Source organism: Metabacillus litoralis (assembly GCF_007994985.1).
GTDB classification, from domain to species: Bacteria; Bacillota; Bacilli; order Bacillales; family Bacillaceae; genus Metabacillus; species Metabacillus litoralis.
The window spans coordinates 63,472-78,865 of record NZ_VOQF01000003.1 but is presented as its reverse complement, the minus strand read 5'-3'; the positions used below and the strand labels follow the sequence as shown (position 1 = coordinate 78,865).

The 15,394-nt window shown below is 31.4% G+C and carries 15 protein-coding genes; 10 read left to right on the top strand and 5 right to left on the bottom strand.

Going from position 1 to position 15,394, the window contains the following annotated elements; all coding sequences use genetic code 11:
- Positions 1-37 precede the first annotated feature (37 nt).
- Positions 38-811, bottom strand: coding sequence for a YibE/F family protein (locus tag FS935_RS05410; RefSeq protein ID WP_146946565.1), 774 nt, complete (start codon positions 809-811; stop codon positions 38-40).
- Positions 808-1,971 (bottom strand): YibE/F family protein, encoded by a 1,164-nt coding sequence (locus tag FS935_RS05405; RefSeq protein WP_146946564.1) that lies wholly within the window; start codon positions 1,969-1,971, stop codon positions 808-810. The genes FS935_RS05410 and FS935_RS05405 overlap by 4 nt, the downstream gene beginning before the upstream one ends.
- A 239-nt stretch (positions 1,972-2,210) precedes the next feature.
- Here FS935_RS05405 and FS935_RS05400 point away from each other — a divergent pair, with 239 nt between their 5' ends.
- From FS935_RS05400 to FS935_RS05380, 5 genes are all read left to right on the top strand, one after another.
- The gene (locus FS935_RS05400) at positions 2,211-3,188 is read left to right on the top strand and encodes an NAD(P)H-quinone oxidoreductase (RefSeq protein ID WP_146946563.1); all 978 of its coding nucleotides are present in this window, start codon (positions 2,211-2,213) and stop codon (positions 3,186-3,188) included.
- A gap of 101 nt (positions 3,189-3,289) precedes the next feature.
- Entirely contained in the window at positions 3,290-4,198 is a 909-nt protein-coding gene (locus FS935_RS05395) for a GNAT family N-acetyltransferase (RefSeq protein ID WP_146946562.1), read from the top strand.
- 346 nt (positions 4,199-4,544) lie between these two features.
- Positions 4,545-4,931 carry a hypothetical protein gene (locus tag FS935_RS05390; protein WP_146946561.1) on the top strand — a complete coding sequence of 129 codons (387 nt, stop codon included), beginning with the start codon at positions 4,545-4,547 and terminating at the stop codon, positions 4,929-4,931.
- Positions 4,918-5,556: an O-methyltransferase gene (locus tag FS935_RS05385; protein ID WP_146946560.1), complete on the top strand. Its 639-nt coding sequence runs from the start codon at positions 4,918-4,920 to the stop codon at positions 5,554-5,556. The genes FS935_RS05390 and FS935_RS05385 overlap by 14 nt, the downstream gene beginning before the upstream one ends.
- A gap of 414 nt (positions 5,557-5,970) precedes the next feature.
- Positions 5,971-6,909, top strand: coding sequence for a magnesium transporter CorA family protein (locus FS935_RS05380; RefSeq protein ID WP_146946559.1), 939 nt, complete (start codon positions 5,971-5,973; stop codon positions 6,907-6,909).
- A gap of 417 nt (positions 6,910-7,326) precedes the next feature.
- Here FS935_RS05380 and FS935_RS05375 read toward each other — a convergent pair whose 3' ends face one another.
- A complete protein-coding gene (locus FS935_RS05375; RefSeq protein ID WP_146946557.1) occupies positions 7,327-7,440 on the bottom strand; it encodes a YjcZ family sporulation protein in 114 nt (37 codons plus the stop codon).
- Between the two features lie 562 nt (positions 7,441-8,002).
- On the opposite strand from FS935_RS05375, the gene FS935_RS05370 reads away from it, so the two are divergent.
- Positions 8,003-8,653, top strand: coding sequence for a 2OG-Fe(II) oxygenase (locus tag FS935_RS05370; protein ID WP_146946555.1), 651 nt, complete (start codon positions 8,003-8,005; stop codon positions 8,651-8,653).
- Positions 8,654-8,802: 149 nt separating this feature from the next.
- Here FS935_RS05370 and FS935_RS05365 read toward each other — a convergent pair whose 3' ends face one another.
- Complete coding sequence (locus tag FS935_RS05365; RefSeq protein ID WP_439116621.1) at positions 8,803-11,337, bottom strand: heavy metal translocating P-type ATPase; 2,535 nt, start codon at positions 11,335-11,337, stop codon at positions 8,803-8,805.
- A gap of 15 nt (positions 11,338-11,352) precedes the next feature.
- Entirely contained in the window at positions 11,353-11,673 is a 321-nt protein-coding gene (locus FS935_RS05360; RefSeq protein WP_146946551.1) for an ArsR/SmtB family transcription factor, read from the bottom strand.
- A 222-nt stretch (positions 11,674-11,895) separates the two neighbouring features.
- On the opposite strand from FS935_RS05360, the gene FS935_RS23375 reads away from it, so the two are divergent.
- From FS935_RS23375 to FS935_RS05345, 4 genes are all read left to right on the top strand, one after another.
- Positions 11,896-12,045, top strand: a complete 150-nt coding sequence (locus FS935_RS23375) for a hypothetical protein (RefSeq protein WP_158638545.1) — start codon at positions 11,896-11,898, stop codon at positions 12,043-12,045.
- Between the two features lie 139 nt (positions 12,046-12,184).
- Positions 12,185-12,628, top strand: coding sequence for a pentapeptide repeat-containing protein (locus tag FS935_RS05355; RefSeq protein ID WP_146946550.1), 444 nt, complete (start codon positions 12,185-12,187; stop codon positions 12,626-12,628).
- A 281-nt stretch (positions 12,629-12,909) separates the two neighbouring features.
- Positions 12,910-14,310, top strand: a complete 1,401-nt coding sequence (gene uxaC, locus FS935_RS05350) for a glucuronate isomerase (RefSeq protein WP_193559352.1) — start codon at positions 12,910-12,912, stop codon at positions 14,308-14,310.
- A gap of 57 nt (positions 14,311-14,367) precedes the next feature.
- Positions 14,368-15,375 carry a LacI family DNA-binding transcriptional regulator gene (locus FS935_RS05345; RefSeq protein WP_146946546.1) on the top strand — a complete coding sequence of 336 codons (1,008 nt, stop codon included), beginning with the start codon at positions 14,368-14,370 and terminating at the stop codon, positions 15,373-15,375.
- Positions 15,376-15,394: the final 19 nt, after the last annotated feature.

Sequence of the window (15,394 nt, the reverse complement as noted above, 5' to 3'; positions counted from 1 at the left end):
AAGCAACCTTTAAATTGTATAAACATTACTTTTTTAGTTATATCATGTTATTTTTATCTCTGGCCTTTACGAAAAAATAGGCAGTTATCCAAGATGCTATTGGAATAACAAGTGCAACGCCAATACCAGCACAAAGGATCGTAATCAATTCTGCGCTAAATACTTTTGAATTGATAACTTCTCCGAAGGAATATGATAAATCTTTAAACCATATAAGTAACCCTAAATAACTTCCAAAGAAGGCAAAAAATAAAGTGTTTGTATTTGTACCTAAAATATCTCTTCCGATCGTAATACCAGATTTAAATAATGCTCTTCTTTCCATTAAAGGGTTATGAATTAACATTTCACGCATTGGAGAGGAAATTGAAATGGCAACATCAATAATTGCCCCGATTGTACTCATTATGATCATTGAAGCACCTATCTTTACAAAGTCCACGCCTATGTAAAGTGAAAATGCTCCAAATTCGCCTGTTTCTTCTTCACCAAATCCCTGAGTCATTGTGTATTTTGTTACCAAAGTAATAAGTAACAGTAAAATTGATAGTGTAAGAATTGTAGAGAGAAATGCAGTTTTGGTTTTATCGTTTACTCCATTAATATAGAATAAATTGATACAACTAATAAATGCACTAGCTATTATTGTTAAAATAATTGGATCCGCATTGGGATCTGTCATAAATAGAGTGGTTAGAAAAAGCACAATAAAGTTTAGAAATAAGCCAATGAAGGAACGAGCTCCCTTTTTCCCACCAATAGCTACCATTAAAATAAATAAAATTGCGCCTAATACTAGTAGTACATTCATATTTTTGCCCTCATTCTATTAATGAAAAAAAGAGATGTGTATAAGCCTAATGGAATCGTTAAAACAATTCCAATACCACCTGCTAAGGCCCGAGTTAGTTCTAAAGAGAGATTCATGGATAAAGTATAGCCCAAGGGCGAAGCATTTTTTAAAAATAAAACGAGCATTGGAATGGAACCACTAACATAAGCGAAAAACAAGATATTTGTCATCGTACCCATTATATCCTTTCCAATTTCTAAACCGGATTTTTTTAGAGCTTTAATTGATATTTTATTATTCTCTTCAAATAATCCAAAAATGGAAGATGACATGGTTATTGCGACATCCATTACCGCTCCAAGAGATCCCACTAAAACTCCTGCCATAAACACAATTTGAGGCGGTTGAGTAAGAAACTGCATTTCTTCATAACGTAATCCCTTCTCTGACGTTAGAAACATAACTAAAATAGTTATAATAAGTGAACTAGATGTTCCAAGTAAGGTAGCAATTATTGCTGCATATGTTTTCCCATTTAAACCATTAACAAGTAATAAAGAAATAATTGTAAATAATATCGCACTTATACTGCAAAGAAATAACAAACTAATTCCTGAGGTATTCAAATAAATATCTAATGCAAAAGATAATAGTGCAGCATTGACAATTAAACTTATGATTGAAAGAAGTCCTTGTTTTTTCCCAACAATAAGTAAAACAAATATAAAAATCCAGGAGATAAACAGTATGTATTTATCACGTTTTACATCTCTGATCGATCCAGATAAAGTAGTACTATCTTCCGTGGAATCTATTGATACGAACAACTCATTTCCAACATGGTACTCTTGGTCATACGCACCTGATAATGAATACTCATTCGTTAAGGAGATCAGTTCTCCCTTATTTTCTCCATTTTTTAATTCGGCTATAATATTTTGCGTGAATAGCTTATCCTCATTTCCATGAATATCTGTCACATCAACTGTTTCTTGTAGTTTTGCTTCTTTGACTTTTGCAATGGAACGTTCATAAAATAAATGATTATTATGTACAAAAACCATGGAGAAAATAAAACAAAACCCAATAAAAAAGTAAAATCCTTTATGTTTATTTGATATTTCTTTATACTTTTTAACTAACCAATTCAAACAAAATCCTCCTAATGAACATATCATAGAGATGATATCATATTTAGTAGTTTTCTATGAAGAAAATTGGGATTATTGGTTTCTAACAAGTACATAGTGAAATATAAATATTGAAGTGAAATAGAGGAAAGAGAATAGATTTTCTTGAAAAGGAATGTATGAATAATAAAAGAATTATCATGTTAGTGAAAGGTTAGATGTCTGGCTTTGGATACTTTAAACTAACTTTAAATAGAGGTTTTTATGCCTTGAAAGGAGAAAGAAATATGAAAGCAGTAATAGTAAAACAACCTGGTGGTGCTGATCAATTAATAGTAGCGGATTATCCAATGCCTACACCAAAAAACGGTGAAGTTGTAATAAAAGTAAAAGCATCTGCAATAAATCGTTCAGATATTATAGCAAGAGAAGGGAAAGCAGGGTATTTGGAAAATCCTATATTAGGTATTGAGGTTGCAGGAGAAGTAGTTGAAACAACAGAAGAAGCAAAAATTAAGATAGGAACTAGGGTTATGGGACTTGTAAATGGTGGTGGTTATGCTGAGTATGTCACAATGCCTGCTAACCGGATAATGATTGTTCCAGATCACCTATCCTTTGAACAAGCAGCGGCAATTCCAGAAGTCTTTTTAACTGCTTATCAAACATTATTTTGGTTAGGGGAATTAAAGGATGATGAAACAGTCCTTATACATGCTGGAGCAAGTGGTGTAGGAACAGCTGCTATTCAACTAGCTAAAAAAATGACGAAAGCAAAAATAATAGCCACAGCAGGTTCAACCGAAAAAGTTAATTTTTGTTGTTCACTTGGTGCTGATATATGTATCAATTATAAAGAACAAGCTTTTGAGGAAGAGGTATTAAAGGCAACAAATGGAAAGGGTGTTGATGTCATATTAGATTTTGTAGGTGCCTCTTATTGGGAAAAAAATTTAAAGAGTATGAACACAGATGGTCGCTGGATTTTAATCGGAATCTTAGGTGGTCCAGTAGTTGAAAAAGTAAATTTAATGAATTTACTAATGAAAAGAATTCAATTAAAGGCAACACTTCTTACTCCGAGAAGTGACGAATATAAAAAACAACTAACAGAAGAATTTGAACAAAAAGTTGTGCCACTTTTTATATCAGAACAAATTAAACCTATTATTGACAAAGTCCTGCCACTAGAAAAGATTAAAGAAGCCCATGAATACATGGAAGGTAACAAAAATATTGGGAAGATTATTTTGAGTGTAAAATAGTTTATTTTGTTATACCTGATGTAATTAGAATAATGAAGTACATAAGAATGCATAGAAATTATTAAGTCATTTCCTAATTGATAAGGAGAAAAGATTAATAAATGAAGATCCAACAACCGAGTATAAAATTAAAAAGTCATTTAACCCAAGAAGATTATGAAGACATAAAAGATCTTATGAAATATTGTTTGGAAGAAGATATAACATTGAAGCTTGAACTTGATTATAAAATGAAATCATCTGTAAAATCAGATAACACAGAAAGAATTAATGAATTTATGTTTTATGATGACAAAACTCTAATAGGCTATATTGGTATTTGTCAATTTAGTGGTGAAGCCTTAGAAGTAAATGGTTTGGTTCATCCTCATTATAGAAGAATGGGTGTGTTCAATCGGTTATTTTCTTTAGTAAAAGATGAGTGGCACAAAAGAAAAATACAGGATATGCTTTTATTAAGTGATCATAACTCCTTTTCAGGGATAGAGTTTATCAAGCAAACTAGCGCACAGTATGATAACTCTGAATATGAAATGTTTTTAAAGAAAGAGTTAATAAAAAATGAATTTGAATCAGATGTATTAACATTTAGAAAAGCAACTAATAAAGATGCTTTGGAAATTGCAAGACAAAACGCAATTTATTTCGATATGATTTTAGATGCTACTGACCTAATTTCTCCTGAAGAAGAAGCGAGGCGAGGTGTTGATATCTATATTGTAGAGCTAGGTGAGGAAGTTGTAGGAAAAGTGCAAATAGGTGTTGATGATGGTATAGGTGGTATTTATGGATTAGGAGTTTTGCCGCAATATCGAAGAAAAGGTTTTGGAAAAGAGATAATATTAAAGGCAGTAAATAAATTAAAAGAAAAACAGGTTAAGGAAATCATGCTTCAAGTGGCTGTTAAGAATAAAACCGCTTTAAATCTCTATAAATCTTGTGGTTTTGTTGAACAATCTAAAATGGATTACTATAAGTTAACTAAAAGTAATAAAATCATAAGTATTTAAGCTAATAAAAACTCGAATTATTAGGAATTAGTTCACTTAATCTTTTGCCTAATAGTTCGGGTTTATTTGCTTTTTTCAATAGATTCTTTATTTTAATACTATTTTTAAGAACTAGTTGAAAGTAATCGTCTTTTGCATAATGGAACGGACTAACTTTTCCAGATTTACTGATTTTGAGTAAGCATTATTATCTATTTATTAGTTTAGAATTATATTTGATTATTCGACTTTATGGGTGATTTCTTTATATATGTTCAGCGTCTATTTAGTGTAAATAGAATAAATCACTACAATTAAAAGTTTGTTGACCAATTGTATACATTTGTATACATAAGGAGTGATTTTCATGAAGGAAGATTTGGAAAATCATAAAAACAAAGAACATCTTAGGGGAGATCGGTTTAAAGGAAAAGGACATCCTTCACATCACCGAGGACCTAAAACGTTTCGAAGAGGAAGAGCACTAGCTTTTTTAGAAATGATGAATGTTAAAAGATCAACAATAAAGCAACAATTAGATCAACCAGAATTTCAATCTATTCATCAAGTTATAGTAGGTGAATTAAAAGCGATTGATATGGTCATCAACGAGTTTACACAATTATTTGAAATTCAAGAAGGTGAGTCACTAGAATCATTCAAAAAGGGCAAAGGATATTCTTCTGAAAAAAGTAAGGGTGAGAAGCTATTAGAATCTAACCAGAAAGGTCTTGATTTTAATGAAGAAAATTAATCGGTATATAGATTCAATATTTACAAAACAAGACACTATTTTGGAAGAAGTTATTTTATCAATAGAAGAGAATGAAATGCCTGCTATATCGGTTTCTCCGTCATCTGGAAAACTTTTATCTATGCTGATATCAATTTCAGGAGCTAAAAATGTGTTGGAAATTGGGGCTCTTGGAGGCTATAGTGGAATTTGTCTTGCAAGAGGATTTACAAGTGAAGGGAGAATAACTTCACTTGAATTAGAAGAAAAGTACGCAAAGTTAGCACATACTAATTTATCTAAAGCAGGTTTTGGTGCTCAAGTTTCATATATTACAGGTGAAGCACTACATAGCTTAGAAAAGCTATTAATAGAAAAACAAAGGTTTGATTTTTGCTTTATAGATGCTGATAAAATTAATTATGACAACTATCTAGAATACTGTATTAAACTTGCAGAATTAGGTGCGTTAATCGTTACTGATAACGTGCTTGTCCGTGGCAGTGTTGCAGATGATGATGTTCAACCAAAGCCATATACTGAAATAATGAAAAAATTCAATGAAAAGGTTGCTAATCATCCACAATTGGAATCAGTCCTTATACCTATAGGTGATGGTATGACTGTTTCGAAAGTGATTAAATAGAATTGTTTTTATCTCATCCCATTTCTCTTCAAGTCTCGATCTCTTTGAGAGACTTAACGCTCATTCTTTAATTAAATTGAATCTAAATCTCTTATATATATTTTTTTTAGTCCAAGGCATATTTAATAAAATGAGATGTGTCTTGTTTTTACTTGGTTTCAATTTTAAATAAGAAACGGTTTGTTTCGTTTAGTTACAAAATAGAAAACTTAAAGTACAATAGGATAATAAAATGATTAGTTAAATAAAGGAGTTGAATTTTTATGAGTAGTTATAACTTGAACGAACCAGAACCAGATTCATCAAATAGGATAGTCAATAAGGAGTCATTTCTTAAGAGTATGGATACAAGTAAAAATTCACTTTTTTTATGGCGTTTTTTTTGACTTTCTCACAAATAGAGGAGGTTTAATTATGTTAAAAATTTTAGTGTCAAATGAAGAAGGACAATTAAGAGAAGATAATCAAATTTCTTCTGGATGCTGGGTGAATTTAATTTCACCTAATGAGCTAGAAATCCAGAAAGTTTCATCAGAATTAGATATAGTTCCTGAGTTTTTAAGAGATCCTTTAGATGAAGAAGAGCGTTCTAGAATTGAAAAAGATGGAGAGAATATATTAATTATCGTAAATATCCCTTTATTATCTGTGGATGAAAATGATCAATCTATTTATGATACAATTCCACTTGGAATAATTATTGCTAAAAATTGTTTTGTTACGGTTTGTTTAAAGGATAATCCAATTTTTCATGCTTTTTCAGAAGGTAAAATAAAAAACTTTCACACATATAAACGAACAAGATTTGCTTTTCAAATTCTATATTTAATGTCAACTTCATATTTAAGATATTTAAAACAAATCAGTAAAAAGATCGATAAAATTGAAAATGAGCTTCATCAATCGATGAGAAACAAAGAACTTTTTTCACTTTTAAATTTACAAAAAAGCTTAGTTTATTTCACAACCTCTTTAAAATCAAATAATATTGTTATGCAAAAAATGTTAAAAAGCAATTATTTAAAAATGTATGAAGATGATCAGGAATTATTAGAGGATGTTATAATCGAAAACCAGCAGGCAATTGAAATGGCTGAAACACATACCTCCATCTTAAGTGGTATGATGGATGCATTTGCATCTATTATTTCCAATAATGTGAATATTGTTATGAAATTTTTAACATCATTTACTATTATTTTATCCCTACCAACAATGGTAGCAAGCTTCTATGGAATGAATGTATCTATCCCGTTTCAAGAATATAATTATTCATTCTTAATTGCTATTACTATTTCATTTCTATTATCCAGTGTTACTGCCATTATATTTTGGAGAAAAAGATTTTTTTAATCGAGTTTTTTTCGTAAGTTATGGCTAGGATGTAAGATTTTAAAAAAAGACCAAATACAGTAAAAAAGCGTATATAAAGTCAAGTAATATTGGTGTATAAGTTCCATATGGGATTTATACACTTTTTTGTTTTTCTAATAAATCTTTTGTATACATATAGGCTATGTTAAAGTTTAATGTTGATTTTTAGCATATTGTTGATTGGAGTGGAAGGCATGAGACTCCTGCGAGAGAAGCGTGTCATAGGGAGACCCCGCAGGCGCGCAGCTTACGAGGAGGCTCCCGGACCGCCCGCGGAAAGCGAATGCCTGTAACGGAAATCAACAACAAAGTTTAACAGAGCCTACATATAAAATGACCTGTTAAAAGATCAGAAGCAGACTACTTTATAGTAATAAAGTAGTCTGCCAAGCTTATTTAATAACCACCGTATCCACCACCGACATATCCGCCAGCACCAACGATGATTAATAGGATAAATAGAACTACGATTAAAGCAAATCCAGCTCCTGCGTATCCACCTACACTCATATTTTACACCTCCCTTACGATGAGGTTAATTTATAATATGATGATAATTAATAGATTGATTGGACGTTTTGAACAACAAATCAACACAGAAAAAAAGTAAAGGACACTCCTGAGAATGTCCTATATAATGAGGAAGATATAATTGTTACTGCTGAGGTGTATGATAGTATATGCGTAATCGATAAATTTGCACTGGACAAAAGTATAAATGTGGAGCTATCTAAGAGAAATATAACCTTTTAAATAGAATTTGTCATAATAACCTGAAGGAGCTGTTTTGTTTAAGTAAGTGAAGAAATTGTTAAAATTGACATTTACTGTTTTATCATATAAAAAATAAAATAGTAGTCACAATCAAATGCTAGGTGTAAAATTATAAAAATGCATTTAAATAGTAGAAAGAGTAAGATAGATCTGTAACAAATGAGGAACTAAGTATATAAGCCTGCTTATGTTTCCAAGGATGGTACATAACAACCTTAACATGATCAACTTGATCAAAAGCGATTGGCTTAATCTACAATTAACTATTAAAATTTAAAGAGGTTGATGAAAGTTGACAATGGATGATAAAGAATTACCAATTAAAGAACAAACAATATTCAATCATGATGGTAATGTAATCCAAACAGAAGACAGAGAAATATCAATTATAGCTAAAATAGAAGAGCCGTTAATCGTTGTGTTAGGTAATGTATTGAGTGATGAAGAGTGTGATGATCTTATTAGCTTGTCGAAAGATAGAATTCAACGGTCAAAAATAGGTAATTCACGAAGTACAGAAGAATTGAGAACAAGCAGTAGCATGTTTTTTCAGGATGGAGAAAGTGAAGTTGTCACGAGAATTGAAAAGAGGTTATCACAGATTATGAGTATGCCCTTTGACCATGCTGAAGGACTTCAAATTTTAAATTACAAAATTGGTCAGGAGTATAAAGCTCATTTTGATTTTTTTTCGTCAACAAGCAATGCTGTTAGTAATCCTAGAATTAGTACATTAGTTATGTATTTGAATGATGTAGAATTAGGAGGAGAAACATATTTTCCTAAGCTTAACTTTTCTGTTTCAGCTAAAAAAGGGATGGCAGTTTATTTTGAGTATTTCTATAATGATCAAACGTTAAATGAACTTACTTTACATGGTGGTGCACCAGTTTTAATTGGTGATAAATGGGCTGCAACACAATGGATGAGAAGAAAAGCTGTTAGATAAGATATGATAAATTGTGATAGGGAAGCATCCAGATGTTTCTCTTTTTTGTTTTTAAAAGTGGAGTGATGGTTGCTTGTAATTTATTAAGGCTCTTTCAAAAAAGAGCCTTAATAAATAGAATAACGGCATTTTAGAGCATTTTCGATTATTTATTGTTTAACTTTTAAGAGACGTAATGCATTCAAGATCACAATTATAGCTGCACCGGTATCACTTAAAACAGCTAACCACAGTGTTAGCCAACCTGGGAATATGAGGGCCAATGCAATAAATTTAATGATCAATGAAAACCAGATATTTTGTTTGATAATGGTTAATGCTTTTCTACTTAGCTTCATTGTATGAGGAAGTTTTTCAAGGTTATCTGCCATAAGTACAATATCAGCAGTTTCCATCGCAGTATCTGTACCAGCTCCACCCATAGCAATTCCTAAATCTGCTGTAGCAAGTGCAGGAGCATCATTAATTCCGTCTCCAACCATTGCAACCTTTAGACCTTCATTTTGTAATTGTTTAATAACACTTACTTTATCCTCAGGCAATAGCTCAGAAAAATAACGATTAATATTTGCTTCTTTTGAAATTAATCTAGCAGTGCCATCATTATCACCTGTTAACATAACAACTTGCTTCACACCTATTTGCTTTAATGAGTTCAAAGCGTGTACAGTGGTTTTCCGAATTGTATCTGAAACAGATATCAATCCTTTTATATCATGTTTTGTACCGATAATGACTACTGTGCGACCGAGATTTTGAATACTTTCAACATCTTTCTTAACATGATCTAAAGCTATATTCATATCTTCAAATAGTTTTAGATTACCAGCATAATATACATTTCCTTCAACGGTAGCTTGAACACCTTTACCAACAATACTTTTATACAAATCACCTTTTTTAGAAGAAATACCTTTTTCTTTTACATAATTTACAATTGTTTTGGCGATTGGATGTGAAGAGTGTTCTTCTAATGTTAAAGCAATTGATAAAAGTTCATTATCTGTCATATTATATGGTTTAATTTCAGTTACAGCTGGTTTTCCTTCTGTTAATGTCCCGGTTTTATCAAAAGCTATTGCATTAATTGATCCTGCAGTTTCTAAGAATGTACCACCTTTAATTAACACACCGTTCCTTGCCGCATTGCCGATTGCAGATACGATAGCGACTGGAGTAGAAATAACTAAAGCACAGGGACATGCAACAACTAATAATTCCAAACCCTTATAAAACCATTCACCCCAGGAACCAAGAGTGAGAAGAGGGGGTATTATCATTACTAGTAGTGCTAAAATAAACACAACCGGAGTATAAATACTTGCAAATTTATCTACAAAAGCTTGTGTTGGAGCTTTTTGTTCTTGCGCTTCTTCAACTAGGTGAATAATTTTAGCTATTGTTGTATCTTCAACTAATTTAGTTACTTTTATTTCAATTGAACCATTTTCATTAATTGATCCTGCATAAACGGAATCACCAATATTTTTATCAACTGGAATAGATTCTCCGGTTATGGGTGCTTGATTAACACTTGATTCGCCAACGATAATTTCACCATCTAACGGTATTTTATCGCCTGGTTTTACAATAATGATTTCATCGATTGAAATGTCTTCAACAGGCTTTTTTGTTAAAGTCTCTCCAACTCTAACCCAAGCTTCTGCTGGAGCTAAATCCATTAAGTTACGAATAGAATTCCTCGTATGCTCTATTGATTTGTTTTGAAGTGTTGTACCTAGAGCAAATAACCATACCACTGTTGCACCTTCTAGCCATTCACCAATCAGAGCAGCTCCAATTGCTGCAACTGACATAAGAACATTCATATCTAATGAACGACTTCTTATCGAATAAAAAGCACTTTTTACAGGCTTATAGCCACTTAAAACCATTGCGAAAGCATATAAGAAAGTTGACATCATAGGAGAAATATCTGTATACGAACCAATAAATCCAAGTGCAATTAATACTCCTGAAACAATAATTGATCCAAATTCATTATTTTTTTTGGGAGTTTGGCTGGTGTTCCCTTTTGTCTGTAACGTCGCCTTAAACCCTATTTTTGCTACTTCTGAGATGATTTCATCGACACTATTTTCATGATCGAGCTTCATTTTGCCAGTAGAAAAGTTTACTGAAACACTTTTTACAGACGAAATGGTATTCAGATGATTTTCAATGCTTTTAGCACAGCTCCCACAATCCATGCCTTCAATATTATAGGTTTGTAGGTTTTTATTTTTTGTCAGTGCTTCTATTGTAAATCCAAGTTGCTTTACTTGATTTTCTATTTCAAAAGCGGAGTTTCTATGAACAAGTACATGGAGTTTGGCCGTATTATAATTCACTTTTACTTCTCGAACAGCCTTTAATCTATTTAACCCTTTTTCTATGGTTAGGGCACAAGAGGGACAATCCATACCATGTATAAGGTATTCGAATTTATCTAATGATTCTTTGTCAGTACTAAAAACTGTGCGATTAATATCAACCTTAGATTGACGATATTCTTCTTTTGTGACATTACAGCAAGTTTGCTTTACTTCCTTTTTTTCTTCAATTTTATTTGCATGGTCATTACTACAACAATTTGTGTTAGAAGTAAGATCTTTCATATTGGTATTACAACAAGCTTGATCATTTTCCACTGACTTATTTGTATCACAACATTTATCTGACATAATCATCACCAACTCCTAATCAAGATGACGCTCACAACAGGCTACTTGATTTTGAACATCTCCAAGTACTACATCAAACATCGTTAGTAATTCTCGGATTTGTTCACTAGCTAGGCTATAAAAAACATATTTTCCTTCTTGTCTACCAACAATCAAACCACAGCCTTTTAAACAGGTTAAATGTTGAGAAATATTAGATTGATTCCCGTTTAATTCCTTTACGATTTGAGATACGGTTTTTTCTTCAGTTTTTATAGCTTCAAGTATTTGAATACGTGTTTTATCTGAAAATCCACGTAGAAATTTAACTTTCATATCAACATCTATTTTTTTCATGTTTACCTCCGTTATATTAGTAATTACTAATATATATTGATATCATATTAACAATAGCTAATATGTGTGTCAAACAAATTTCTTAAGGTGGAAATAGTAGTGAGTAAGGATATACTAGTTTTAAGACAGAGAAATATATAGTACATAATAATCACCATCAAATATTGTTAGTGAATTATTTATTTACTTTACGAAAAAATAGAAAGGGTGAGAAATTTTAATATGAAAAAAGTTCTATCAAAATGGTGGGTTTGGTTACTATTTATTTTATTTATCGTTATTAATATTTTAATAACAAATTTAGGTAGCTCTGATGTTGATAATGATTCAAATAAAAGTAGGATATTAGAGGGGAATATTGACACACATTAAAAAATCTCTAGAAGAATTTGAAATTCTATTTTGAATTAATTAACATTAATTTACAAAAAAATAGAAGGAGATAACTAGATCTTGTAGAATTTTTTATATTGTATTTTAAATAAATATAATATAAAGGAGGATTTTACAATTGGCTTTAAAAATCCAAAAATTAGATTTGCAATCGACAGATATTTCAGGATCTAAGTGGAATGAAGTAAATGCTGAGTCTCTCGACATAGACAATGTTAGTTTGGCTAAAACAAAAATTAATAATGTGAATATGATAGACATGGTATTCAATGATGTGAATTTATCGGGAGCAAAAATTCAGCATGCAAATTTTACATATGCTTCTATTAACTCTGTTCATTTATATGGAACTGAATTTCATAATATTGTTCTTCCCATCGAAGGTGAAGCAAATTACCAGGCAGATGGTCAATATGATCCGATCAGTTTTAAAAATTGTGATTTGGCAAATGCTCAACTTAGAAAATGTAATTTATCGAATATGGAGATTGAAGATTGTAATATTACTGGTTTGAAAATAAACGGTGTTTTAGTTGAAGATTTACTAAAGAATAGAACATAATATTATAAGTTTTATATAAAAGGCACATTTCTTAATGGATGTGTCTTCTTTTGTCATGATTAGGACACAATGTACCGGAACATCAGAAATTATATAGAATGACAGCTAATGAGATGAAGAATTGTTTAAAATGTTTCGCGTCAAGTTAATACTATGATACTAAATAATGTAAAGTTAATTCAGGTAATACATTGATTATTCGGAAATTATGATTTATCATTAAATTGTAATGTTAACGTGTGCATAAAACATTCAAAGGGGAGAAAAAATTGAATACTTTTATGGGAGAAAATTTCTTATTATCAAATAAGGTAGCAGAAACACTTTTTCACAACTATGCTAAAAAAATGCCTATTATTGATTATCACTGTCATCTTAGTCCTAAGGAGATTTACGAAAATAAACAATTTAAGAATATAACAGAAGCATGGTTATATGGTGATCATTATAAGTGGCGAGCTATGAGAGCAAATGGTATTGAAGAAAAATACATTACAGGTGATGCAAGTGATTATGAAAAATTTATCGCTTGGGCAAAAACAGTGCCTATGACGATTGGGAATCCTCTTTATAATTGGACGCACTTAGAGCTGCAGCGTTATTTTGGTATATCTGAGATTTTGAATGAGCAAACAGCACCAAAAATATGGGAGAAAGTAAATACGGTGTTGTCACAGAAGGATAACACTGTAAGAGAATTAATAAAAAAGTCTAAGGTTGAGGTTATTTGTACAACAGATGATCCTGTTGATTCATTGGAATTTCATCAAAAATTAGCTGAAGAAAATGACTTTCATGTAAGAGTATTACCAAGTTTTCGACCTGATAAAGCATTAGAACTTAATAAAGATACATTTAGGGATTGGATTGAAAAACTATCTGTTATCACAAAAACAAAGATTGAAAATTATTTGGATCTGCTACATGCACTAGAATCTAGAATTGAATTTTTTCATGCATTAGGTGGTAGAGTTTCGGATCATGCAATAGATACCATGTTATTTGCTGAAGCTACTCAAATTGAGGTGAATAATATTTTCAAAAAAGCATTACTGGGTGAGAAGGTATCTATAGAAGATGAAGCTAAGTATAAAACTTTTACATTAGTATTCCTAGGTAAAAAATATGCTGAATTAGGTTGGGCAATGCAGTTACATATTAATGCATTGAGAAATAATAATACGAGAATGCTAGAATTTCTTGGTCCTGATACAGGCTTTGATTGTATGAACGATGAACAGATTGCAAAACCACTTTGTCAATTACTAGATGTTTTAGATAAAGAAAATAAACTGCCGAAAACAATTCTTTATTCACTAAATCCTAAAGACAATGAATCCCTTGCAAGTATAATTGGCAGTTATCAGGGTGGTGGAGTTCGCGGCAAAATGCAATTTGGAACAGCATGGTGGTTTAATGACCAAAAAGAAGGTATGTTAAATCAAATGAAGACATTAGCTAGTATTGGTTTATTTAGTCAATTTATTGGTATGTTAACAGACTCGAGAAGTTTTCTTTCGTATACAAGACACGAATATTTTAGAAGACTGGTTTGTCAGTTGATTGGTGAATGGGTCGAAAATGGAGAAGTGCCAAATGATATAGATATGTTAGGGGAAATTATCCAAGGGATTTCTTATTATAATGCAAGAGATTACTTTCTCTTTGATTCTGCATTGTAACCTAAGAATAAGCTATGATATTCTAGCTTAAATAGGTGTTGAAGGTAGGTTGTTTGAGTGGGAGTTACGATAAAGGATATTGCAAAGCTAGCTAATGTTTCACATACTACTGTTTCAAGAGCACTAAACAATAGTCCGCTATTGAAAGAAGATACAAAACGGAAAATTAAAGAAATTGCACAACAGTTAAACTATGCTCCTGATGTAAATGCGAGAAGTTTAGTTTTGCAAAAATCTTATACAATCGGATTGTTTCTAACTAGTTTAACAGAGGGAACTTCGTCAAGTTTTCTTGCTGAAACGATTAAAGGTGTTACCAATCAAATTGATGATCATTATAGCTTAATTATTAAAGGAATTGAAGAATTAGAAGATTTTAGTTCGATCAGCCGGAAAAGATTTGATGGAATAATTGTTATGAGTCAGAGTGATGTGGATAATTCATTTATTTACCATGTTCGAAAACAAGAAATTCCACTTGTTATTTTAAATCGTCTTGTTGAAGATCAATCGATTGTAAACATTTTATCAAATGATCGTGAAGGGGCGTATGAGGCAGTAAATCTTCTTATACAACACAATCATAAAAGAATTGCAATTATTGAAGGCACTCCACATTTTCGCTCAACAATAGAACGTAAACAAGGATATTTGGATAGCATGATTGAGCACAAGCTGACGATTTCACAACAATATATGATTCAAGGTAATTATGATATGGAAAGTGGATATAAAGCAATGAATGAATTAATCTCATTAAAAGTAAGACCAACTGCGGTTTTTTGTTCAAATGATGATATGGCTATAGGAGCCATGAAGGCTATTACTGAAGCAGGATTATCTGTACCAGATGATTTTTCGATTATCGGTTTTGATGATATCGGTTTTTCTAAATATACAACACCAGCACTGACAACTGTAAAAAGACCAATTGAACAAATAAGTACTGTTGGAGCAAAACGATTATTAAAGTTAATGGAAGGTAATGCTGTTCAACGTTCAGAGCTACTATTATTAAAAACGGAATTAGTTAATCGACAAACTGTTGATAGGGTAAAAAATTGATTTCGGGGTCTGACCCCGA